Annotated in this window: 17 protein-coding genes; 4 read left to right on the forward strand and 13 right to left on the reverse strand. The window is 45.4% G+C overall.

Translation table 11 applies throughout. The annotated features are described in order from the left end of the window. Window positions 1-136: 136 nt before the first annotated feature. The 4 genes from QUA13_RS11615 to QUA13_RS11630 form a co-directional block, all read right to left on the reverse strand. The gene (locus QUA13_RS11615) at window positions 137-1,609 is read right to left on the reverse strand and encodes a TerD family protein (protein WP_333198517.1); all 1,473 of its coding nucleotides are present in this window, start codon (window positions 1,607-1,609) and stop codon (window positions 137-139) included. A gap of 219 nt (window positions 1,610-1,828) precedes the next feature. Continuing rightward, window positions 1,829-2,044, reverse strand: coding sequence for a hypothetical protein (locus QUA13_RS11620; RefSeq protein WP_333198519.1), 216 nt, complete (start codon window positions 2,042-2,044; stop codon window positions 1,829-1,831). Window positions 2,045-2,077: 33 nt separating this feature from the next. Then, window positions 2,078-2,638, reverse strand: coding sequence for a TerD family protein (locus QUA13_RS11625; protein WP_333198521.1), 561 nt, complete (start codon window positions 2,636-2,638; stop codon window positions 2,078-2,080). A gap of 233 nt (window positions 2,639-2,871) precedes the next feature. Then, window positions 2,872-3,297, reverse strand: a complete 426-nt coding sequence (locus QUA13_RS11630) for a DUF4359 domain-containing protein (RefSeq protein WP_333198523.1) — start codon at window positions 3,295-3,297, stop codon at window positions 2,872-2,874. 388 nt (window positions 3,298-3,685) lie between these two features. On the opposite strand from QUA13_RS11630, the gene QUA13_RS11635 reads away from it, so the two are divergent. Both QUA13_RS11635 and QUA13_RS11640 read left to right on the forward strand, forming a co-directional pair. After that, window positions 3,686-4,201, forward strand: a complete 516-nt coding sequence (locus QUA13_RS11635) for a hypothetical protein (RefSeq protein WP_333198525.1) — start codon at window positions 3,686-3,688, stop codon at window positions 4,199-4,201. 64 nt (window positions 4,202-4,265) lie between these two features. Further along, window positions 4,266-5,066 carry a DUF3598 family protein gene (locus QUA13_RS11640; protein ID WP_333151956.1) on the forward strand — a complete coding sequence of 267 codons (801 nt, stop codon included), beginning with the start codon at window positions 4,266-4,268 and terminating at the stop codon, window positions 5,064-5,066. Window positions 5,067-5,090: 24 nt separating this feature from the next. On the opposite strand, the gene QUA13_RS11645 is transcribed toward QUA13_RS11640, so the two are convergent. Both QUA13_RS11645 and QUA13_RS11650 read right to left on the reverse strand, forming a co-directional pair. Next, window positions 5,091-5,930 (reverse strand): SDR family oxidoreductase, encoded by an 840-nt coding sequence (locus tag QUA13_RS11645; protein ID WP_333151958.1) that lies wholly within the window; start codon window positions 5,928-5,930, stop codon window positions 5,091-5,093. 195 nt (window positions 5,931-6,125) lie between these two features. Next, window positions 6,126-7,091 carry a M48 family metallopeptidase gene (locus tag QUA13_RS11650; RefSeq protein WP_333198527.1) on the reverse strand — a complete coding sequence of 322 codons (966 nt, stop codon included), beginning with the start codon at window positions 7,089-7,091 and terminating at the stop codon, window positions 6,126-6,128. A 225-nt stretch (window positions 7,092-7,316) separates the two neighbouring features. Here QUA13_RS11650 and QUA13_RS11655 point away from each other — a divergent pair, with 225 nt between their 5' ends. Beyond that, the gene (locus QUA13_RS11655; RefSeq protein ID WP_333189298.1) at window positions 7,317-7,868 is read left to right on the forward strand and encodes an acireductone dioxygenase; all 552 of its coding nucleotides are present in this window, start codon (window positions 7,317-7,319) and stop codon (window positions 7,866-7,868) included. A 71-nt stretch (window positions 7,869-7,939) separates the two neighbouring features. On the opposite strand, the gene QUA13_RS11660 is transcribed toward QUA13_RS11655, so the two are convergent. Further along, entirely contained in the window at window positions 7,940-9,559 is a 1,620-nt protein-coding gene (locus tag QUA13_RS11660) for an NAD(P)/FAD-dependent oxidoreductase (RefSeq protein ID WP_333198529.1), read from the reverse strand. Between the two features lie 289 nt (window positions 9,560-9,848). Here QUA13_RS11660 and QUA13_RS11665 point away from each other — a divergent pair, with 289 nt between their 5' ends. Next, window positions 9,849-10,454 carry a chorismate lyase gene (locus tag QUA13_RS11665; protein ID WP_333189301.1) on the forward strand — a complete coding sequence of 202 codons (606 nt, stop codon included), beginning with the start codon at window positions 9,849-9,851 and terminating at the stop codon, window positions 10,452-10,454. 103 nt (window positions 10,455-10,557) lie between these two features. Here the strand turns inward: QUA13_RS11665 and QUA13_RS11670 are convergent, their stop codons facing one another. The 6 genes from QUA13_RS11670 to QUA13_RS11695 all read right to left on the reverse strand — a co-directional run bounded on the left by QUA13_RS11670 (window position 10,558) and on the right by QUA13_RS11695 (window position 21,499). Then, window positions 10,558-11,856 carry a cytochrome P450 gene (locus QUA13_RS11670; RefSeq protein WP_333198531.1) on the reverse strand — a complete coding sequence of 433 codons (1,299 nt, stop codon included), beginning with the start codon at window positions 11,854-11,856 and terminating at the stop codon, window positions 10,558-10,560. Window positions 11,857-12,055: 199 nt separating this feature from the next. After that, the gene (locus QUA13_RS11675) at window positions 12,056-17,017 is read right to left on the reverse strand and encodes a PAS domain S-box protein (RefSeq protein WP_333198533.1); all 4,962 of its coding nucleotides are present in this window, start codon (window positions 17,015-17,017) and stop codon (window positions 12,056-12,058) included. Between the two features lie 640 nt (window positions 17,018-17,657). Continuing rightward, window positions 17,658-19,664, reverse strand: a complete 2,007-nt coding sequence (locus tag QUA13_RS11680) for an ABC transporter ATP-binding protein (protein WP_333198535.1) — start codon at window positions 19,662-19,664, stop codon at window positions 17,658-17,660. Between the two features lie 184 nt (window positions 19,665-19,848). Continuing rightward, window positions 19,849-20,361, reverse strand: coding sequence for a hypothetical protein (locus QUA13_RS11685; RefSeq protein WP_333189305.1), 513 nt, complete (start codon window positions 20,359-20,361; stop codon window positions 19,849-19,851). Window positions 20,362-20,687: 326 nt separating this feature from the next. After that, complete coding sequence (locus tag QUA13_RS11690; protein WP_333198537.1) at window positions 20,688-20,891, reverse strand: hypothetical protein; 204 nt, start codon at window positions 20,889-20,891, stop codon at window positions 20,688-20,690. A 170-nt stretch (window positions 20,892-21,061) separates the two neighbouring features. Further along, complete coding sequence (locus tag QUA13_RS11695; RefSeq protein WP_333198539.1) at window positions 21,062-21,499, reverse strand: DUF3574 domain-containing protein; 438 nt, start codon at window positions 21,497-21,499, stop codon at window positions 21,062-21,064. Window positions 21,500-21,706 lie beyond the last annotated feature (207 nt).

Here is a 21,706-nt window from a genome sequence, read left to right on the forward strand (position 1 = left end):
TCGGAATGGGGGCGAGATTTGTTTGCTGCTGTTCGTTCAGTTGTTAATACTGGCAAGCGTCAGGGCTTGACGGCTTATCAATCTATTCAACAAGCTCTCTCTACTGATCGCTCCCTTTTTTGCCCTAGTTGAGCAATTACCCCAATTCATAGTATGCTTGACCGCGACCGAAATAAGCTTCTGCCAAGTTAGGATTAAATTGCAGCGCTCGATCGTAATTGTAAATTGCTTGCTGCTTGTTTCCCTGTTTGGAAGTAGCAATCCCCAATCCGAGGTAAGCTTGAGGTATGTTCGGATTCAGCGCTAAAGCCTGAGTAAAATTGGCGATAGCCCCCGGAACATCTCCCTTTTGAACTTTCAAAGAACCTTGGTTGCTGAAAGTTGCGGCTTTTTGAGCGATCGCCACTCTTTGACCGATCGCAGCGCGATTGGCCCGGTAATTAGATAACTTATTTTGAGCTAGATTATAAACAGGTGTACGTGAATCGATCGCTTCTAAAAGTGCGATCGCCTGTTGCCATTTACTTTGCGACTGATGCCAAACTTCCATCGGATGAGGCGGTTTTTGCACAACTACAGCAGCTTCCATCGCCAATTGTTGAGCTTTTTCTAGACTTTCTGCAGCCTGTAAATTTTGCGCTACTGGAACCAAATTCGGGCGCAGTTGCAGCAAATCTGCTCTAGCTTGTTGATACCCAAAGCCGGGGAAGTTAGGAATTTTCTCTAAATTGGCGATCGTTTCTTTAAGTCGTCGATCGAAACTTCTGAGCAGATTTACATCGGTGACTTTCCCTGCATTCTGCGTTTCAACTGCCAGTATTTTCGCTTGCTTCAGCGTTTCATTTCCCGATCGCATAACGGCGCTCATCCCTGCACCTGTTCCCAACATCAAAACGCCTAAACTTGCTAATAAAGCTGCGGGTATTTTGCGGCTTCGCGAATTATTAACTTGATTGTTAAGTCGTGATGGTTGTACCCTTCGAGTCTGACGAGATTGTTCCGCTTCCGGTTCTGAATCCACCTCCAACTCCCAAGCCGGCAACTGCAAATCATCTGCTGCTGTTCCCGCTGTCAACTCCCTACTAATGGGAGCAATATTATTGCTATTTCCGCTGGAATACTTGTCAACCAAACTCTGCAATCCTGCTTGATATCCTTCTCCTACCGCCTGAAATCTCCACTCTCCATTCTTTCTATACAAACGACCAAACTCTACAGCAGTCTCTCGCGAAAAATTCTCTTTTAATTCATACCGAACCAGTTCGCTTTTCGTATCCAAATTGCTAATTTTGATAAAAGCATTTTTGATATTGCTAAAATTTGCATTAATTTTCTGTGCTTCGTGAATAGTGGCAGCAAAAGTCACTTCCTCAATTTCAGGATTAATTTTCTCTAAAATAACGCCGTAAATAGTCTTATTCTCTTGACCTCGGTTATTTTTGTCATAAATCGATTGCAGTACCGAACCGTCACAGGATTGCAGATTATTGTAAAAGATAAAATATTTATCGTTAGGTATTTTGCCGTCAGCACCTAGCATAAACGCCGAGACATCAATCTCGTAGCTTTGTCCTGCCTCTGTCACCTGCCAACCGAGGGCGATCGCCATTTTTTTTTAACCAGGCACTTTTTTAGAGATATTAAATCTCTCACCCTTACTTAATTGCATTGCCATCTGCTTATTTGTTAAACCTAAAATTTTATATTCCTAATCTTAATGTTACGTGGCACAATAAGTTCTTTAATTAATGAAATTTAACAGAGTTTCTCTAATCGCGGGCTTGATTAAAAATATCTGCTGCCTGTATCTGAATTTATTGAGATTTACTTAGAGAGAATTACCTAAGTAAAAACCGGAATTTCTGCCCCAAGCGGTTTCTACAATTGAACTTAATTTGACATTAGTTTGGAGCATTTTCAAAACTAGGTAGCAAGGTAACAAATTTACCAAAATCTCCAGACGAAACTGTTCCGCTTCCGGTTCTGGCTTCACGTCCAACTCCCCAGCCGGGAACTGCAAATCATCTGCTGTTCCCGCTGCCAACTCGTTAGTAATTGGAGCAATATTATTACTGTTTTAGCTGCAATACTTGTCAACAAAACTCTGCAATCCAGCCTGATATCCTGCTCCTACCGCCTGAAATCTCCACTCTCCATTCTTTCTATACAAACGACCAAATTCTACAGCAGTCTCTCGCGAAAAATTCTCTTTTAATTCATACCGAACCAGTTCGCTTTTCGTATCCAAATTGCTAATTTTGATAAAAGCATTTTTGATATTGCTAAAATTTGCATTAATTTTCTCTGCATCGTGAATAGTCACAACAAAAGTTATTTCCTCAATTTCAGGATTAACTCTTTCTAAGATAACGCCGTAAATAGTCTTATTCTCTTGACCTTGGTTGTTTGTTTCAGGAATCGATTGCAGTACCGAACTGTCAAAGGATTGCAGATTATTGTAAAAGATAAAATATTTATCGTTAGGTATTTTGCCGTCAGCACCTAGCATAAACGCAGAGACATCAATCTCGTAGCTTTGTCCTGCCTCTGTCACCTGCCAACCGAGCGCGATTGCCATTTTTTTTAAACCGGGTGCTTCTTTAGAGATATTAAATCTCTCACCCTTACTTAATTGCATTGTCATCTGCTTATTTGTTAAACATCAAACTTTATAGCGTTCATGTTAATATTAAGTGGGACAATAACTTTTCTTCTTTAAGAAAACTTAATATTTTGGTTCTAATAGCGGGTTTGATTAAAAATATGTGCTGCCTGTATCCGAATTTATTGAAATTTACTTAGATAGAATTACGTAAATAAAAACCGGGCTTTCTCCAAAACCCGGTTTCTACAATTGAACTTAATTTGACTCTATTTTTGAGCATTTTCAGAACTAGGTGGCAGGGTCACGAAATTCCCAAAAGCTCCAACCGTTTGATAGCTTTTTTTGCCCACTTCAGTTGTGTAAATACTGGCAACACCTAAGTTCTGACGCTGCGTTGTATTGTCGAGCAAGCTTTCGATCGTACTCCGCTGCGAAGTCAGCAAATTCTTGCAACTGCCGATCAAAGTCTGTGCAACGCCGCTCAAAGCTTGGGGCACGCGAGAATCCTTGCACACAGTGCTTTCCAACTCGGTTTCGAGTACGCCGGAAGCATAAGTTAGATATTTGTCTCTCGGAGGATTTGTAAATGCCATGCCGGCTGCTAGGACAGTCAGGGCGATCGCGACTTTTCCCACGTTGCCGAAAAAATTAGAGGTTGGCTTGTTAGTATTCATTGCTTTATCAATAATCATTTTTCACCTAGCCCGGTTGAGTTATAATCTTCTCTTGATTTAAACTACACTTCCTCAGAAACAGATTTCAGAAAGGAGAGGACAGTTTTTAGATTGGAGGCGAGTTGCGAGTAAGTCTCTCACTTGCCCACCTTCCTTTTACCTTCCTAGTTTCCCCAAATCCGCTAAATCTCGAAAATAATCTCGATCGGAGGGCAACTACCAGGGGATTGCCCCTACTAACTGGTTCCTAGGCTCTGCCTGGGAACCGAGATCCAGAGGCTCTGCCTCGCTGTTCTCGGTGAGGCAGAGGCAGAGCCTCTAGATCTGCATCCCCAGGCAGAGCCTGGGGACGAGGAAAAGAAGTAACATAAATTACTGATACAGTTCAGCCGATGGAGAGGAAAAAATGAACGGAGTAGAGTTCTTTAAGAGGTCACTCGGTAAATGGGAAGGTCGCCGTTGGTACGTTTATGACAATGGGGACAAGGTAGTGCGATACACCCAGTTTAGTAATGAGATGATATCCTCAGAAAAATTCCTATTTCCGGAGGGTATTTCAGTCCACCATAACTTCAAAGTCTGGAATGTTACTGAGAGGAAATTAGAGAATGAGATGGCTACAGTTCTCCATGCTTGTCCAGAGTACATAGTTCGTGAAGTAGGCTACTTAGGGGAGGAGAGTATTGAGTGTCCAATTACCTCTATCGGTAATGATATGTGCCGGATGATTACCAAATATAAAAATGGTTGGACTCATATGGAGTTTTTCCATTTTCTGGGTACTGAAGTAAGAGCGCGGAACATCAGGTATGACGGAATTGATTGTAGTGGCACTTTTCTCGAAAATCGAGTGAATGAATTCCCAGAATTAACCCTCGAAAATTTGGTGAATATTTGCCTAAATGAGGGTAGACGTGAGTGAATCAAGACATCTTTCATAGTAGATTTTGCATTAGAGATAATGCTGCAATCAGGGAATAGCCGATATGATAGATCTAAAAGCACAAAATTGGCAGAATTTATGTACCAACCATTTGCATGATTGGTACGGAATTTGGACAAGATATTCTCCCCAAGGAGAAGTTATTGAGTCGTTTAAAAGCCTGAGAAGCTTTCAGAGCAATCCAGAGCAAACTGAAATTGCTCAAACAAATCGGTACATGTATGCTGACGGCAGAATTCAGGAAGAAAATTGGGAATATAACCAGGAATCTAATAGCTTAGCTGATGGACACTTTCACCCGGCACGCGAGTCGTTAAGAGGAATTTACTTTGAACAGGGGGCGGCAACCTGGGTAACAAAACAATTAAAAAGGGACTCGTATTTGAGATTAGAGTTATTTTTTAGATACGAGAACTTACGACATAGTGTAGGCATCGTTTATGACGCTAACTGGAACTTAATGCGAACAGCGAGTATTCGTGAGGATGCTGCTGGATTTCCTAGTAAATATTGGTCAACTGAACTCGATGTATTGCCTGAAAGAAATTTGAGCGGCAATTGGCAAGGAACCTCTGTTACCATGACCCCTGATTTACAAGTTTCGTCTCCTGTGCCAACTCAGTTGCATTGGCCTTGGGAAGGAAACGAAACTTTCTTTTTACCAGATGGAATTTCTGTGAGCTGTCCTGAAAAAGTCAGTATTGGTACCGACTTTTTCCTTGTAGCCAATTGGCTGGTGACAACTTCTCATCTGCAACAACTGATTGTTAAATATGACGAGGAGGGAGATTTTTCTAGCTTGACGTTGCAACTGTTATACCTAGCAGATGAGTCGGAAAAGTAAAAGCAAGTAACCACAGCTTTTTGCTCAAATCACTATGTTAGGATGAATCAATTGATAACCAATTGCTTTGATTTTCTGATTTCTTACACGCACATTATTGCCACGAATGCTGGATTGTGAAGGGTTCCACAAAACCTGGGGGAGATTGTAGAAATTGCACACTTGGTTCGACAGCTCTCCTATGGTAATCTTCTGATCGTCAACCAAATTGTAGATACCTTGACATCGTTTTTCTCGCATAAACTCCACCGCTGAAACAATGTCGTCGAGGTGAACCCAATTCGTAAAGTTTTTACCCGTTCCTGAAAGGGATGTGCCAGCAACAGACCGAAAGCGCTTTTCCATGTCACGACCTGGCCCGTAAATTCCCCCCAAGCGCAGAATACAAACTCTGACATTTTCACGATTAGCCTGTAACAAAATCTGCTCTGTCTCAGATAGAATATTCCCGTGTAAGCTGATGGGAGCTACAAGGGACTCTTCATCAACCCAATCCCCATTTTGGTTACCGTAGACGGAGCAACTACTCAGGTAAATAACCTGCTTGCTCGTAGTAGCACCTGCCAAGGATGCGATCAGATTTCTCGCCGTGGGAAGATAGGTTTCGGCGTAAGTTTCTCCACTGACTTGGCGGTCACTGATCGGTGCAACGCTGACAAGAATAGTGTCCTGATTTTGCACCAAGGACTGTACAGCAGCAGCGTCATTCCCTTTCATCACTACCACCCGCGCCGCTACTTCCTCAAGCTCTACTACACGTTCCTTGCTTGTGGTAGTTACTGTAACAACATGATCTGGTTTTGGATGCCAATATTTAGCCAGAGCAGTCCCAACATAGCCACAACCGATAATCGTAAGCTTCATAAGGCATAGTGTCAGTAATTTTTTGTTTTCATTTTATGAGGATTTCGCTGTTCTCGGTGAGGCAGAGGCAGAGCCTCTAGATCTGCATCCCCAAGCTCTGCCTGGGGACGAGGATTGCGAGGATTAACTGGTTCCTAGGCTCTGCCTGGGAACCGAGATCCAGAGGCTCTGCCTCGCTGTTGCCTGGGACCAGGATTAGTGCCGCGATTTACGTCTCGCGTCGATTTCCCGCTGCAACTCTTCAATCTGACGCCGCAACGCCTCTGCTTCGCTGGCAGATGCCTGAGACTTCACATCAACCGCACCCTCAGCTACAGCCCGTTTGTAGTTCCCCAGCTTGATTTGGCGGTATTCCTCGGAACTTGCCCAATCTCGCAAATACCGCAGGCGTTCCACTGGAAACGGGTGACTCAGCATCGCGCCTTGCCCGCCGTTGTAAAGTAAAAATTTATACACTTGATTGAGGTTGTCTCGATCGAGCTCTTGATAGTTGTCAGACTGGCGGATAAATTCTTGCAAACTGCATTGGTCAGCATATTTACTGCTAACTCCCGCAAGTTTCATCATCGTCTTCATCACACTGTTCAAGTCATCCGTTACCAACAAAGCCGCCCGGTCTGCCGACAATTCAGCCTTGCGGCGCCACTCATAAAAAGCGTAAATTAAACCGCTGCCGACCATATTTCCCAGCCCGAAAGTCATCTCGCCAATTGTCGAGGCAACGCTCATTGCCCACGTCGCCATTTGATTTAAAGTTGGATGACCGCATTTAATGTGTCCCAACTCGTGAGCCAATACTACCCTAATTTCTGGCTCTTCCAACAAGTCTAAAAGACCAGTGTTTAATACTACATAAGGCTGGTTTTTCCCCAGGGCATAGCTGTTAACTGAGGGATTCTGAGAAACAAACAAACCCGGTTCTGGAAAAACATCTAAATCCTGCAAGCACTCCCGAAATATATGATAAATGCTGGCATATTGGCGTGGACCGACTTGAATGCTATTTCCCATTAGGTAAACGAATTGCGGTCGTTCGTAGACAAATTCTACAAATTTGCTGGCAATTAAGTCAAATCCAGGTACGCTGCGCAGCGCTTCCTCAGCTTGCCGATCGAGGGGATGCTGAAATGCTTCGCTAGAAATTCCCGTATAAGTAGGCATAGTTGTTGCAAAAGTTACATTTAAGATATCAGTAATGCCATCGCTGCTGGTGCTAGCTGGCGCCTGACTTATAATATTATCGCGACAAATATTCAACTGTTGTGGAACAGGCCGGAAAGCCTGTTCAAATTAGCGTTAAAATGGTGATTCTGGTACAGGCGCGATCGACAAACATCTTTCGCTGTGTCTGTTTATCGCCTCATCCAAAAATTGGAACGTGCAAAAATGGCTATCCTGCAACTCGAAAACGGTACAACCTACACTCAATTAAGCGACATTGCGCGCGAACTCGCGCCTTTAAACATTCAACTCAACCGCTGGCCCGTGGGTGACAGCGCTGAAATTCAAAATTTGTTAGCGAAAGATGCTCTTGACGACAATCAAAAAGAGCAAGTGCTGCAAGCTCTCGACGGCTACTTTCAACAGCTAAACCAAAGTGCAGGCTATCAGGATCGCGACTTACTCGTACTGCACCCAGACATTCCCAACCTCGACACCATGCTGTCCAAATTCAACAAGTGCCACATCCACGCCGATGATGAAGTCCGCTATATCGTAGCAGGCGAGGGCATTTTCGGCTTCGTGCGGCCCGACGGCAGCCAAGTCGAACTCACAGTGCAGCCGGAAGAATTTATCAACGTGCCGGCGAATACAGAACATTGGTTTTATTTGACAGCAGCCCGGAAAATTAAAGCGGTGCGCTATTTTACCACCAAAGAAGGCTGGACGCCTGAGTATACCGATACCGAAATTCGATCGCGTTTAGCTGCTGTTTGAACAGACTTGACGGTTGACAGTTGACATTTGACGACAATCTTCAAACCATCTAAAAATCCTCAAATCCCGCATCAAATTTTATGGTTTGAAGATTGCAAAATACTCAAAGCAACCGCCTCCGCCACCTTAATTCCATCAATCCCCGCCGACAGAATTCCACCCGCATATCCTGCACCTTCCCCAGCAGGATAAAGACCTTCTGTATTCAAACTTTGATAATCTTCCTTGCGTTTAATCCGAATTGGTGAAGAAGTGCGCGTTTCCACGCCAGTCAAAACCGCATCATCCATCGCAAATCCTTTAATCTGTTTGTCAAAAGCCGGAAGTGCTTCGCGGATAGCTGCGATCGCATAATCTGGCAAACTTTCGCTCAAATCTGTCATCACAACTCCCGGTGTATAAGACGGCTGCACAGCGCCTAGCGCCGTGGAAGGGCGATTTGCCAAAAAATCACCCACAAGCTGCCCAGGGGCGTTATAAGTGCCACCTCCTAACTCAAATGCCCGTTCTTCTAGACGACGCTGAAACTCAATTCCTGCTAAGGGATGACCGGGATAATCCTCCGGCGTGATACCCACCACAATCCCGCTGTTAGCATTGCGTTCATTGCGAGAATATTGACTCATCCCATTAGTGACAAGTCGCCCCGGTTCTGACGCAGCCGCCACTACCAAACCACCGGGACACATACAGAAACTATATACAGAACGATTGTTTTGGCAATGGTGAACCAGTTTGTAATCGGCGGCGCCCAAAAGCTTATGGCCTGCCCGATCGCCAAAACGACAGCGATCGATGATAGTTTGGGGATGTTCGACCCGAAAACCAATAGAAAATGGTTTTGCTTCGATGTAAACCCCGCGAGAAAACAACATTTCAAAAGTATCGCGGGCGCTGTGTCCGACCGCCAGAACTATATAATTACTAGCAATATATTCTCCGCTGGCTAGGGTAAGCCCCTGCACTTTTCCCTTTTCGATGTGGATATCTTCCACACGAGTTTGAAACCGAATTTCTCCGCCTAATGATTCAATTTGAGCGCGAAGACTTTGGACAATTCCCACCAGTTTGAACGTGCCAATATGCGGTTTGTTAATATATAAAATTTCCGGTGAAGCTCCCGCATTCACAAGTTCCGTCAGCACCTTGCGCCCATAATGCTGAGGATCTTTAACTTGGCTGTAGAGTTTGCCATCGGAAAAAGTACCCGCACCGCCTTCGCCAAACTGGGCGTTAGATTCTGGGTTAAATTCTGCTTTTTTCTTCCAAAATCCAAAGGTATCAACCGTGCGATCGCGCACTGCTTTTCCGCGTTCTAAAAGGATGGGGCGAAACCCCATTTGTGCCAGCATCAGACCTGCAAACATACCGCACGGCCCTGTACCAATCACAATGGGGCGAATCGTCAAATTGCTGGGGGCTTGCGCTACATAGCGATAACTCGTGTCTGGTGTAACCATTACATGAGGATCTTTTTTGAAGCGTTGGAGAAGTTGCTTTTCCTGTGTCGTCTCTACATCCACAATATAGACAAGGAGGATTTCTGCTTTTTTACGAGCATCGTAGCTGCGCTTGAAGATGGAATAGCCGAGCAATTCTTCGGGGGGAATTTGCAGCTTTTTGAGAATGGCGCTGGCGATCGCATCTTGAGGATGATCTAGGGGGAGTTTTATTTCGGTTATTCGTAACATATAGTGGAAGGAAGAAGGAAGAAGTAAGGAAGAAGGAAGAAGGAAGAAGGAAGAAAGAAGGAAGAAGGAAGAAGGAAGAAGGAAGAAGGAAGAAAGAAGGAAGAAGGAAGAAAGAAGGAAGAAGGAAGAAAGAAGGAAGAAGGAAGAATAAAAATCCCGAACAGAAGTATTATAACTATTTAACCGGACATCCTATGGGCGATCGTCCTCGGTCGAGCAATTTTTTATTTTTGAGTGGATAATTGAAGAAGCGTTATAATAAATAAAAAATTAAGTTTTGTAAAGACCCTTGACTGCAACATTCACACCCAAAAACAGCCGCACCTGGCACGCTCTCAACCCCCTGTGGCAAGGAGCCGAAGACGCAGTACAGAAGGGTTTGCCCCACGCCAAGCTCGCACCGGCATGGCAAATACTGCTCCTAGGCGACGGTTCCCCCACCCGTCACCTGCAACTGCTGACAGGGGAACCCACAGAAGTTGATGTCATCGATATGTCTTTAGTGGGTGAAGACGCAGACGGCGCGCCCCAGCAAATTGTCGCCGTTCCGGGGCCGCGCCTGCGCCGCCAAGTGTGGCTGCGGACTGCTTCGGGACAGCGCTTGGCCTATGCGACTTCTTGGTGGGAAGCGAGCCATGTAGATGAATATTTACAAAATAAATCTTTGCCAATTTGGGCCAGTTTAGCGCGGCTGCGCACAGAATTGTATCGGGACGTGCAAGGCATTTATTTGGGTAATTCGGCTGCTTTGGAATCAGCTTTTGAACAGTCGGGGCCTTTTTGGGGGCGACACTATTTGTTTTGGCATCACGGGAAGCCACTGACGCTGATTTATGAGGTTTTTTCTCCTTATTTAACTAAGTATTTGGGGCCGATGCAATTGGATGTTGATTGAGACTGAGATCTTGCACCATTATCAATAAGGGTTTCTGGGCACGCTCGCGTGCCCACCCCACAAGAACATTTACCTATTGTGGAACAGGCAGGAAAGCCTGTTCTTAAGAATAGTTCCGCCGAAATTTCACTCGCAAACCGTCGCGGGGATGAGGAGTCGGTACTCGGATTAAATTCAAATCTTGATCCGGTAAAAGCTCCCATTCAAACTCCCGAATAATCTTTGCCGCAAACAACTTCATCTCTAACCGGGCAAATTCTTTGCCCAAACATTCTCGCAAACCTCCACCAAATGGCACGTAACTGAACGGTTTAGCCGATCGCTCCGAGCTAAATCGATCGGGGTCGAATCGATCGGGTTCAGGATAAAGTTGACTATCCTGATGGGTTTGATTAATCCCAGAAATCACGCTCCAACCCTTGGGAATTTCATAGCCGCCGAACTCGCAAGCATTAATTACTGTCCGAAAAACACCTCCCACCGGTGGAACTAAACGCAGCACTTCTCGCATAACCTGTTCTAAATAAGTCATTTGTTTGAGCTGTTCCAATGTTAGGGGTTCACTTGTGGGGAACTGCTGCTGTTCGGCCCGCACTTTTGCCATCACATCGGGATTTTGAGCTAGGAGAAGGCAAAAAGAGGCGATCGCCGAAGTTAAAGTTTCGTGTCCCGCAAACAGCAGCAACAGCACTTGATCTTTTAGTTCATCCAAACTCAAACTATTTCCCTCGTCATCGCGAGCCGAAATCAGCAAACTCAAAGCATCATTGCCACTAGGGGTTCCTCGCTGGCGATCGCGAATAATCTTTTCAAGTTCTGCCAACAGCAGCTTGCGGCACTTTTTCGCCTTGCCAAACTGAGTCCAAGGCACATCTAAAGGAATCGAAAATAAACCATTGCACCAAGTTTCAAAATAATGTCCTAGCGGCGTTTCCGAACCATTTTCAATCCCTACTAACAACTTACCCGCAACATCAAAAGTGTAATTTCTCAGTTCTGGATACCAAGTCATGGTTTCCATTTTCGCCCATTTTTCTAAATAGCGCTGAGTGATATTTTCCATCCCGCCGATGTACCCGCCCAAAGCTCGCGGCTGAAACGCTTGGTACAGCAACTTACGCCGATTTTGGTGGCTAGCACCCGTTTGCAACGCCAAGGAAAGCGGCCCTAAAAGCGCTCTCGTGCTGGCAGGCCAAGCCACAACAAAATATTGGTTGTCATTGCTTAAAACAAACAAATTAGCCTCTTGGCCACACATAAACACGGTAGGCTGTCCGAAAATCCTGCTTTTGAAAATGGGCCCGTACTGCTGGTGGCGTTTATTGGCAAATTGGGAATCTAGCAAAAAGTTGAGGGTATCGCCAATTAGGGGTAAACCTAAACTGCCGGGAGGTAATGCCATTTTAGATTTTAGATTTTAGATTTTAGATTTTTAATATCATATCAATTTTAGTGGTTTCGTGCATATTGTATACCAGACAAATTGCGGGGGAAATAACTTTTATTTGTTTGTAGCCTATAGGTGAGTCTGTCTTAAGGTTAATACAAAAAAACATGGTTTTTATAACTGACGTACTTTACTATTTTTGCAGAAAACCAATTTAATTTTCTGTTCTTTTAATCGGAATCTCTATTATAAATTCAGTGCCTTTCCCCACCACCGATAAACACTTGATTTCACCTTTATGTTTTTCCACAATAATTGAATGGGAAATGGCCAAACCCATCCCTGTCCCCGAACCGATCGGTTTTGTAGTATAGAACGGGTCAAAGATTCGCTGCTTGACTCGATCGGTGATACCTGCACCGTTATCAGCAATTCTAATCACAGCGAGAGTACCTTCTACCTCTGTACGAATGCGGATAATTCCCGGATTTTCGAGCGGTTGTTGTAAAACGTCAATAGCGTTAGCGATAATATTCATAAACACCTGATTTAACAGTCCGGCGTAGCACTCCACCAGTGGCAATTGTCCGTATTCTTTAACGAGTTGAATTGCGGGGCGACGGTACTCCGTACTCGCTACGCTAACGGGCTGAACTTTCAGACGGTGTTCTAAAATCATCAATGTGCTGTCGATGCCTTCATGAATATTAACCTTTTTCATGTCAGATTCATCGAGACGAGAAAAATTGCGCAAACTCCTCACGATATCGCGGATGCGAGTGGCTCCCACCTGCATAGAAGACAGCATTTTCGGCAAGTCGTCTAGCACAAAATCCAGCTCTAACACCTCTATTGCCTGCTGAATATCCGGAGAAGGTTCCGGGTATTCATCTCGATACATTTGCACCAGTTTCATCAGGTTTGTGGTGTATTCTTCTGTGTAGGTAAGATTGCCGAAAATAAAGCTGATCGGGTTATTGATTTCGTGGGCAATTCCTGCTACCATCTGACCGAGACTCGACATTTTTTCTGCCTGCACGAGCTGAGTTTGAGCTTGCTGGAGTTCGCACAGAGTTACTTCGAGTTTGGCAGCTTGTTCTTGTGCTATCCGAGCTGAATCGACGCTTTTAGTGTAAAGTTCAGATTGACTGATGGCGATGCCCAATTGATCGCCAATTGCCTCCATTAACTCGACTTCCTCTTTTGTCCACTTACGCACCTCGCTGCAAGAAATGCAGCCAATAACACCATTTAAACCCCCGGTACTTTTAATCGGCAAATCCAAGACAGACTTGTAACCAGCCTCCAAAAAGAATTTTCGTTCTACGGGATCGCTGAGAGTTGCAACATCATCTATTTGATAAACTTCCAAATTAGCGATTTTTTGCGACAGCGTACCCGTTATGTCAGCAGGGAAATAACCCAAAACCGAGAACAAGTCATCATTTTTAGCTTCGTGGACGACATCCCAAGCAGGTGGCGAAGCGTCGGGCAAATACCAGATAAACACACAGCGATCGAGTTGCAGCAAGTCGCGAATTTGCTGCACAGTTGTTGCTAAAATAGTACCTAAATCCAGAGATTCGCGGATATTGCTAGCTAGCTGGTTCAGCAGCGCTTCCTGCTCCGCTAACTTGCGGAATCGCGCTTCCGAAGCTTGCAACTTTCGTTGAGCTTCTTTTTGTTGTGTAACGTCCAAACCCAAACCGATTAAGCCGATCGCGCTGCCGTTGGCCTCTTTTACCTTAGCTTTGATCACCTCTAAATGGTGATTTTCACCGTCAGCAAACTGGATAATTTCATCAGCATAAAAAGGAGTATCTTGACTCCAGATTTGCACGTCAGATGCCATGCACTTAGCAAATGCTTCCCCTCCCAAAATTTCTGAAGAATGAGAAGCTGCCAAAAATCTTTCTTCAGGAACGTTCACAGATTCGCAAAAAGTTTTGTTAACCAACAGCATCTTGCCTTTAGTGTCAGTCAGCCACACCCAAATGGGAGCGTTGTCAATAATTGCCCTCAAAGTTTGCTTTTGTATGGCGAGAGCTTCTTCTGTTTGTTTGCGCTTAATTCCCAGGGCGATCGCATCGGCACTTGATGCCAAAGCAACCAGCGTTGATTCGTTCAACTCCTGGCGAGAAAACATCGCCATTACTCCCAGCAACTGATTGTCAACAATTAGCGGATATCCAGCAAAAGCCACCATTCCTTCTCGTGAGGCCCATTCTTTGTCCTGGATTCGGGGATCTTCTTGCACAGAATTAGTGATGTGAGGTTTTCGCTCCAAGGCGATTAAACCAATTTTGAACTCACCGACAGCAACGCGGCGGTGAGCGCCGTCAATGTGAGTATATATCCCCGCGCTTGCTTGCAGTTCCAATACATTTCCCTCTTCATTCAGCGTCCAAATCCGAGCAAACGCAGCATCCAAATGGCGCACAACTGCTTCGCTGCAATATTGCAAAGTTGCACGCAAACTCTGGTTTTGAGTCAGAGCAATTCCCACATCTGCTGTGAATACAGAAAGTTTCAATTGTTCTGCTAAAGCTTGTTCTGCTATTTTGCGCTCTGTAATGTCTGTAGCAGCACCGAGACGCTGTTTAATTTTTCCCTCCTCTGTTCTGCTAAATACAATATTCCGGCTGACTAACCAGTGCAAACAATTCTGTCGATCGCGTACCCGATATTCGTACTCAATAACTTCGCCGTCGGGAGCATTTTCTAATTGCTGAAAATATCCGGGAAATTTAGCTAAGTCGTCAGGGTGGATGATGGTGGGCAGTAGATTGCTGCCCATGTTTTCAACTTCTGCCCTCGTATAGCCAAGGGTGTCACTGATTTCGCGGTTGCTGTAGACATTTCGCTGCTCGCTTTCATCGTACACAAAGAGAAGATTCGGACTGGTATTGGCAATTCGCTCAACAAAACGCTGACTCTCTTGCAGCGCTGCTTCTGCTTGTTTGCGATCGGTAATGTTAGTCGAATTGCCAATCAGGCGGTAGATTCTGCCAGAGGCATCGTGCAGCGGCGTCAGAGTTACCATAAACCAATGTTGTGCGCCTTCCAACTCGGCGCTGTCTTCATAAGAAATCGAGCTGTCGGCTGCCAAACAATCGACGCATCTTTGCCGAAAATCTGCTGCTACGGTTGGGGGAAAAACCTCTTCTGGGGTTTTGCCTTTGACATCGGCGCTCAAAAGGCCTGTATAGGCTTCTGTGGCTGTATTCCAGCCTGCATAGCGAAACTCTCCGTCGGCGCCGACATCTATCACGAAAAGAGCTTGACTGGAGCCGTTATAGATGCTGTTTAAAAATTCCTCTTGTTCGCGCAATTGTGTTTCTGCTTTTTTGCGTTCTGTAATGTCGGTGAAACTGCCGACAACGCGATAAATTTTGCCCGATGCGTCCTGCAGCGGAGTCAGAGTTAGGATCGACCAGATTTCTCCAGGCACAAAATTAGCGGGATATTCGCGGGAAATCGAGCTGCCTTTTTCCAAACAGTCGATCAAATTCTGCCGGAACATTGCTGCTGTAGCTTCTGGGAAAAGCTCTTCAGGAGTTTTGCCGTACCCGAATTCGCTGCTGATGCCGCCGAGTAAATCTGTTGCTGGGTTCCAGCCGGCGTAGCGAAATTCTCCGTCTTCGCCGACATCTATTACAAAAATGCTGTAATCTACGCCGTCGTAAATGCTGCGCAAAAATTCTTTTTGCTGCTGTATTTGTTCTTCTGTTATTTTGCGATCGGTAATATCGAAGTGCGCTCCCACCCACTGGCGAACGCTGCCGTCTGCGTTCAATACGGGCACACCGCGCACGCTCATGTACCTGTACTCGCCGTCGTGCCTGCGCAAGCGGTGTTCTACTTCGTATAAAGTGCAGTTGGCAATTGCATCAGACCAAATCTTTGCAGTATGTTGTCTGTCGTCTGGATGGATAGCATTCAGCCACCCCCATCCTTTAAGTTCGCCGTAAGTCTGTCCTGTAAATGCACTCCATCCTGTTTGTTCGGTGACAAATTCGCCTGCGGCTTTAGTATCCCAAACAATTTGGGATGTGGCTTCAATTAAGCAGCGGTAGCGTTCCTCGCTTTCTTGCAAGGCTTTTTCGGCGCGTTTGCGATCGCTGATGTCGCGAGATATGCCAACTACGCCGATAATATTTTCCTGAGAGTCGCGCCAAGGGTATTTCGCGGTTAGAAACGTTTGCACAGCCCCGTTTTTTGGTATATATTCTTCATAAGTCAAATATTCTCCTGCCGTCACTCTGCTGTCTATTTCGATAATTTGACTGGCCATTTCAGCGGGAAATAATCCTGCATCGTCTGTGCCTAAAATTGCCTCAAGCGGTTTTTCAAAAAATTGAGCTAGCGCAGAATTAGCGATCGTGTAGCGGCCTTGAATATCCTTGACACAAATGATATCCGGCGTGCTTTCAATCACGGAATACAAGATAGAATTGCTGTACTGGAGTGACTCTTGGGCCCTTTGGCGATCGGTAATGTCGCGGCCGACACCATAGATCAATTCTTCCTCGCAGAAACGGGTAGCAGTCCAGGCTATCCACTTGTAAGAACCGTTGCGACAGCGCCAGCGGTTTTCAAACCCAACGGTATTATTTCCCGCAGCAATACTTTCAACTTCTTTTAAAGTAATTTCGCGATCGTCTGGATGCACGAATTCAAGGAACAGTTTGCCAATCATTTCTGCTGGGGAATAGCCGAGGATTTTTTCTGCTGCTGGGTTGATGAGTGTTACATAACCGTCAAAACCAATGACGCACAGCATATCTGGCGAGAGGCTAAAAAAGCGATCGCACCCGTCGGGTTGGCTGGATGGGCGATCGTTTTGGGCTGCGACAGCAGAGGCGTTTGAGCGCGCCGATACCGCCAAAAAGACAATATTTGCTATTCCCAAAAATCCCAGTGCGAGTTGGCCACCGTACAAATTATCACGGCTGCCAGCTACGAGCAATTCGTTTAAGACAAGCAGTACAATTATCAAAACTGAGAATAAAGTGCCAGGGGCGATCGTCGCTAGGCTGATTTTTTTTTCATACTGCTTGCTGCCTTCTGCCTTTTCTATTTTGGTGACTTCTGCCGTGAATTTTCTCAACAACAGTTGCAGTAAGTTCGATAATTTAGTGCTTTTTGATTCTTCGATATGAACAGAAGATTTCATTTTTTTACTCTTGATTCCGTTTTTGTTTTGGTGAGTCACAATTACAATAAAGATGTTTAAATTTTGTAAAACTTTCCTAGCTTGCGAAATCTATCATTTTTAAATTTGCGTAAATCTACGCAACTTGGTCAGAGAATTAAGTGTATTTACGGAATTAGCGAGCAATCTCTTTTTAGCTAGGGTGCGCCTTTTCTACTTCTTTCCACTCATAGAGAAAGTTTATCTATAATACTACGCTACATATTGCTGTTAGTCATTGGACATTTGGCGTAATCTAGCTCATCCTGCACGCAGAGCCTAATTATGTATGCTGCGCATGAAGCTGCTTACCGCTTTAGAGTAGCGTATTATACCACTTTTTGCGTCCAGGAATGGCCGGGTTTGATGTATGAAAATACTGCGTGAACCGCCCTGGGTGTAGGTTGAACAGCCCGGAATATTAGTCAAGTTCAAGCAGGTTGAATTTGACCATAAATTATGAAGTTAAAATAAAGATAAACCGCTGATTTGTGAAGATAAAATGAAAAAAATATTTGTAGAAGTTTTTCGTTGCACGAGATATTCGCGCTTAATGGTTAATTAGTAATTGGTAATTGGTAACGGGCAATTGGTAATTGATACCAGTTTAAAAAACTAGAGATCACAAGTGTTTCGATTCATCTGCCGGCGATGGGGGCCAAGCAGCTTGGCGACCTAGTTGCTGTTGCCGAATTCGCTCCAAATTTCCCGCAGGAATAGCAGCTATAAGTTGCCGCGTGTAAGCTTGCTGCGGCTGCCTGTAAATGCGCTCAGCAGTGCCAATTTCCTCGATTTTACCTTTGTTCATGACGATCGCCCGATCGCTCATAAACTTGACCACGCTCAAATCGTGAGAAATAAAAATATAAGTCAGTCCAAACTCTGTTTGCAACTCCTTCAGCAAATTTAAAACTTGCGCCTGCACCGACACATCTAATGCCGAAACCGACTCATCGCAAATAATAAACTTAGGATTCAAAGCCAAAGCTCTAGCAATACAAATTCGCTGCCGCTGTCCGCCCGAAAACTCGTGAGGGTAGCGCCGCATAAAATCGGGATTTAAACCCACTCTTTCCAACAAATAAGCCGCGCGATCGCGCTGTTCTTTTTGGTTCTTACCAAAGCGGTGAATCACCATCGGTTCCATCACCGCATCCCCAATATTCAGGCGCGGATCGAGAGAACTAAAAGGGTCTTGAAAAATAATTTGCAGATCGCGCCGCAGCCACCGCAATTTGCGATCGTACTCTTTTTGCCTTCGATAATTAGCCATCCACTGCGATGCCGAACTACTTATGGCAGGAGGCGTAATTTCTTGGCCTTCAAAAAACACTTTACCGCTGGCGATCGGAATTAATTGCAGCAAAGCTCTCGCCAAAGTTGATTTGCCGCAGCCAGACTCGCCCACCAAACCCAAAGTCTCGCCCGGGTAAACCTCAAAAGAAATATCGTTGACCGCCATAAACAAGCGTTTAGTTTCGCCAAACATTCCCTGCACCGGAAAACCGACTCGCAAGTTATTAACAGCCAGCAAAGGCTCGGAAATATTCGGCAGCCGAGGCGGTTTTCCATTTGGAAAAGCGGAATTTCCTCCGCTGATGTCGCCGTCTAAATCGGTATTTTTCTCGACAATTACTAATTCGCCGCTAGCATTTGTGGTGACATCCATAAAATCGGAAACTGTCGGCAAGCGGCGCAGTTGCCGATCGAGAGTTGGGCGGCAAGCTAATAAACCTTTTGTGTAAGGATGTTGGGGATTGCTGAAAATTTGTTCGATCGCACCGCACTCAACAATCTTGCCTCGGTACATCACCGCCACCGTATCGCCAATTTCCGCAATGACGCCCAAATCGTGGGTAATAAAAATCATTGCCATGCCTCTAGAGTCCCGCAATTCGCGCAGCAAAGCTAAGATAGTTGCCTGCACGGTTACGTCTAAAGCCGTGGTCGGTTCGTCAGCAATTAATAAAGTTGGATTGCAAGAAATGGCCATTGCAATCATCACGCGCTGGATTTGACCGCCTGAGAGTTCGTGGGGGTAGCGATCGAGCATAGCTTGTTTTTGGCCGTTGACGAGCTCCATCAAATCGCGATCGTCCTCCCGAACCGCTTCTTGCCGCAAAGCCAAACACCGCTGCCTGAGCTCATCGTCGCCCGCTAGCAGCTTGACCTCTTGCAGCAGAGAAGCTGCTTTGCGGCGCGCTTCTGTCTGCGACACCTTTTGGTGCAAACAAATGGCTTCTGTGAGTTGAAATCCGATCGTATAAACAGGATTGAGCGAACTCATCGGCTCTTGAAAAATCGTCGCAATCTGGCTGCCCCGGTATGTTTGTTTTTCCCTGTCCGGCATTTCCAGCAGATTCACAGGCCCATTGCTAGCGCCGTCTTTTGTGGGAGAAAACCAAATTTCGCCCTCGATTTTCGTTGACGAACTCGACAGCAAACCCATCACAGCCAGGGATGTTACCGATTTTCCAGACCCCGACTCTCCCACGATTCCCAGAGTTTGCCCTCGCTTGACCTCAAACGAAATGCCGTCAACAGCTTTGACTGTTGGAGACGCATCGCCTGCGTCCGCAGATTGAAATTGAACCCGCAGGTTGCGAACTTCTAGGACGGTTTCACTCATGGAGGTCTATGGCAAAAGTTAAATGGAGATTAAGTGGATTGTAGCAGGGCCTGTTGAAGGCAGAAGGCAGTGGGAAAATTTTAAGTTGTGAGTTTTGAATTTTAAAGTTTAAATTCTTTAAATTAAAACTCACAACTCAAAACTCAGAACTACTGGAGTGCCTTCTGCCTGCGAGTAATTTTCCTCAAAAACCTATGACTTGAGTATCAGCAGGCAGTGCAGTGGCCTCAGAGACCTTTTTAAATACGGTTGCCTGCTCGTTTAAGGCATTAGGTCTGGCCTGTCCGGGATTAGTGCCTTGCAACTGAAGCCGCATTTGACCTTCGGGAGTCAATTCAAAAACAGTCTCAACGGTTTCTGTGCTGCTGAGGCCGACATCAATGTGCATCGGTTTTTCACCGAGATTAACTTTGTACCTCATTTCTTTGGCGCGGGCGGCTCCGTCGGGGCCTTTAGCCATGAGAAACAATTTGCCTTCTGGGGCAAAGACGAAGGTGAAAGACTGACCGGAGGGGACTGTGCCTTGCCATTGGCCTAGGAGTTGCGTGTCGATGTTGCTGGCGGCCGGGGCTGCTGTTTCTTGGGCAATTGTTGGTGCTGCTGCGGATGCGGGGCTGTGTGAAGCGGTGAAGCTGGCGAGGATGCCGAAGCAAAGACCACCTGCGATCGCTTTGCCAATCATTTTTGAATTAGACATGAGACCGATCTAAAAATTGGTTATTTGTTTTGTACACTGTAGCGGTAAAACCGTACTTTGTTTAGTTTAAATCCGTTTTAGGGATAGAGATAGGTTGAGGTTCAAACCCGCAACGCAGTTCTCATCCCCTGACTAAAGCTTGTCCTGAGCTTATTGAAGAGTCACGGGGATTTCACTTTTTTTTGTTGTAAAATCCAATACAAATTCGGCTTTAATTGAACAGCTCGCTGCTCTGAGTAGATCGTTCTGAACTCAAAACAGCTAACTGACTACTGTGTTCGATCGCACAGATAATTTGGCAAATCGATCGCATTAACGGTCTTTCATTAATTGCTTTCAGGATTGCGATCGACTTGTTCTGTCGGAGATTCCGGCGCGGGTTCCTGTGGATTTCGCGATCGTTTCGTTCGCTCCAATGCCTCTGCGTAAGACCAAGCCACGCTCACAATAAAAGCTTTCGCCATACCGTCCAAATTTTCTGAATCCTCGCTTTCGGGCCGTTCAGCTTTTGGGTTGCCGTCGTTTGTCATGTTTTTGTTTTCTCCCGGGCAGGTTTTTCTAGCGAGTTTTTGCAGTGTGCGATCGATACCCAAAAATTATGATTATTATGATTTTGCTTGCACCCGCACCCTACTTATCTTTGAGGGTATGACCTTGCTCAGCCAAATAATATCATAAATACACTGATTCGATGACCGCATCAGAAGGAAACCTTAACTTCGCTCGTGGCCCGCAAAACGGACTCTTGCTGGAAAGTGCGTTTGTAAGTTTCGATAATTTCATTAATAGCCTGATTTTTTTCCCGGCTACTTTGATAAATCAAAATAACTATTTTAGAGTTTTCTCTAATCAGAATTCCCGAGCTGTTGAGAAACTGCCCCGAGCCATCTAATACAGTTAGCCCTTCCCGAAAGCGAGGGGTAATAACTGCCTTGACAAACTCCTGCCATTCTGCTTCCGAAATTGTCTCACCTCCCGGTTTAGTTAACCCAAAATACAGTTCATCTTTGAGGAGATTTGTTTGCTTGGCATTAGTATCCGAAGTTTCGGGAAGTTGAGCGCGGGCAATTGTCGCGGGACAAACAGGCAGGATGAACAGCAGGCCGGTCAAGCAAAGACTGTTAAGATGTTTATTCATCAGGAATTACGCGGAACTTCTATATGTAAAGTGCAACCTAAGCGCCTTACCGCTTATTTATCAGTCTCTTAGACAGCGACGAAAGTTTGTGTAGTTTGACCTCAAACTCGCATTCCAGCGACGATCGAAGCCACATACGAGTTTGAGGTTAAAGGCGGTTTTAACTGACATCTTGCACCATTTTCATGACCAGGCTTTCCGGACTGT

This window comes from Microcoleus sp. S28C3 (assembly GCF_036700785.1).
Lineage (GTDB): Bacteria > Cyanobacteriota > Cyanobacteriia > Cyanobacteriales > Microcoleaceae > Microcoleus > Microcoleus asticus.

Coding starts and splice junctions, on each gene's coding strand:
- QUA13_RS11615 (WP_333198517.1), bottom strand. CDS start 1,609: ATGGCGATCGCCCTCGGTTGGCAGGTGACAGAGGCAGGACAAAGCTAC.
- QUA13_RS11625 (WP_333198521.1), bottom strand. CDS start 2,638: ATGCAATTAAGTAAGGGTGAGAGATTTAATATCTCTAAAGAAGCACCC.
- QUA13_RS11630 (WP_333198523.1), bottom strand. CDS start 3,297: ATGATTATTGATAAAGCAATGAATACTAACAAGCCAACCTCTAATTTT.
- QUA13_RS11635 (WP_333198525.1), top strand. CDS start 3,686: ATGAACGGAGTAGAGTTCTTTAAGAGGTCACTCGGTAAATGGGAAGGT.
- QUA13_RS11640 (WP_333151956.1), top strand. CDS start 4,266: ATGATAGATCTAAAAGCACAAAATTGGCAGAATTTATGTACCAACCAT.
- QUA13_RS11645 (WP_333151958.1), bottom strand. CDS start 5,930: ATGAAGCTTACGATTATCGGTTGTGGCTATGTTGGGACTGCTCTGGCT.
- QUA13_RS11650 (WP_333198527.1), bottom strand. CDS start 7,091: ATGCCTACTTATACGGGAATTTCTAGCGAAGCATTTCAGCATCCCCTC.
- QUA13_RS11655 (WP_333189298.1), top strand. CDS start 7,317: ATGGCTATCCTGCAACTCGAAAACGGTACAACCTACACTCAATTAAGC.
- QUA13_RS11660 (WP_333198529.1), bottom strand. CDS start 9,559: ATGTTACGAATAACCGAAATAAAACTCCCCCTAGATCATCCTCAAGAT.
- QUA13_RS11670 (WP_333198531.1), bottom strand. CDS start 11,856: ATGGCATTACCTCCCGGCAGTTTAGGTTTACCCCTAATTGGCGATACC.
- QUA13_RS11675 (WP_333198533.1), bottom strand. CDS start 17,017: ATGAAATCTTCTGTTCATATCGAAGAATCAAAAAGCACTAAATTATCG.
- QUA13_RS11680 (WP_333198535.1), bottom strand. CDS start 19,664: ATGAGTGAAACCGTCCTAGAAGTTCGCAACCTGCGGGTTCAATTTCAA.
- QUA13_RS11685 (WP_333189305.1), bottom strand. CDS start 20,361: ATGTCTAATTCAAAAATGATTGGCAAAGCGATCGCAGGTGGTCTTTGC.
- QUA13_RS11690 (WP_333198537.1), bottom strand. CDS start 20,891: ATGACAAACGACGGCAACCCAAAAGCTGAACGGCCCGAAAGCGAGGAT.
- QUA13_RS11695 (WP_333198539.1), bottom strand. CDS start 21,499: ATGAATAAACATCTTAACAGTCTTTGCTTGACCGGCCTGCTGTTCATC.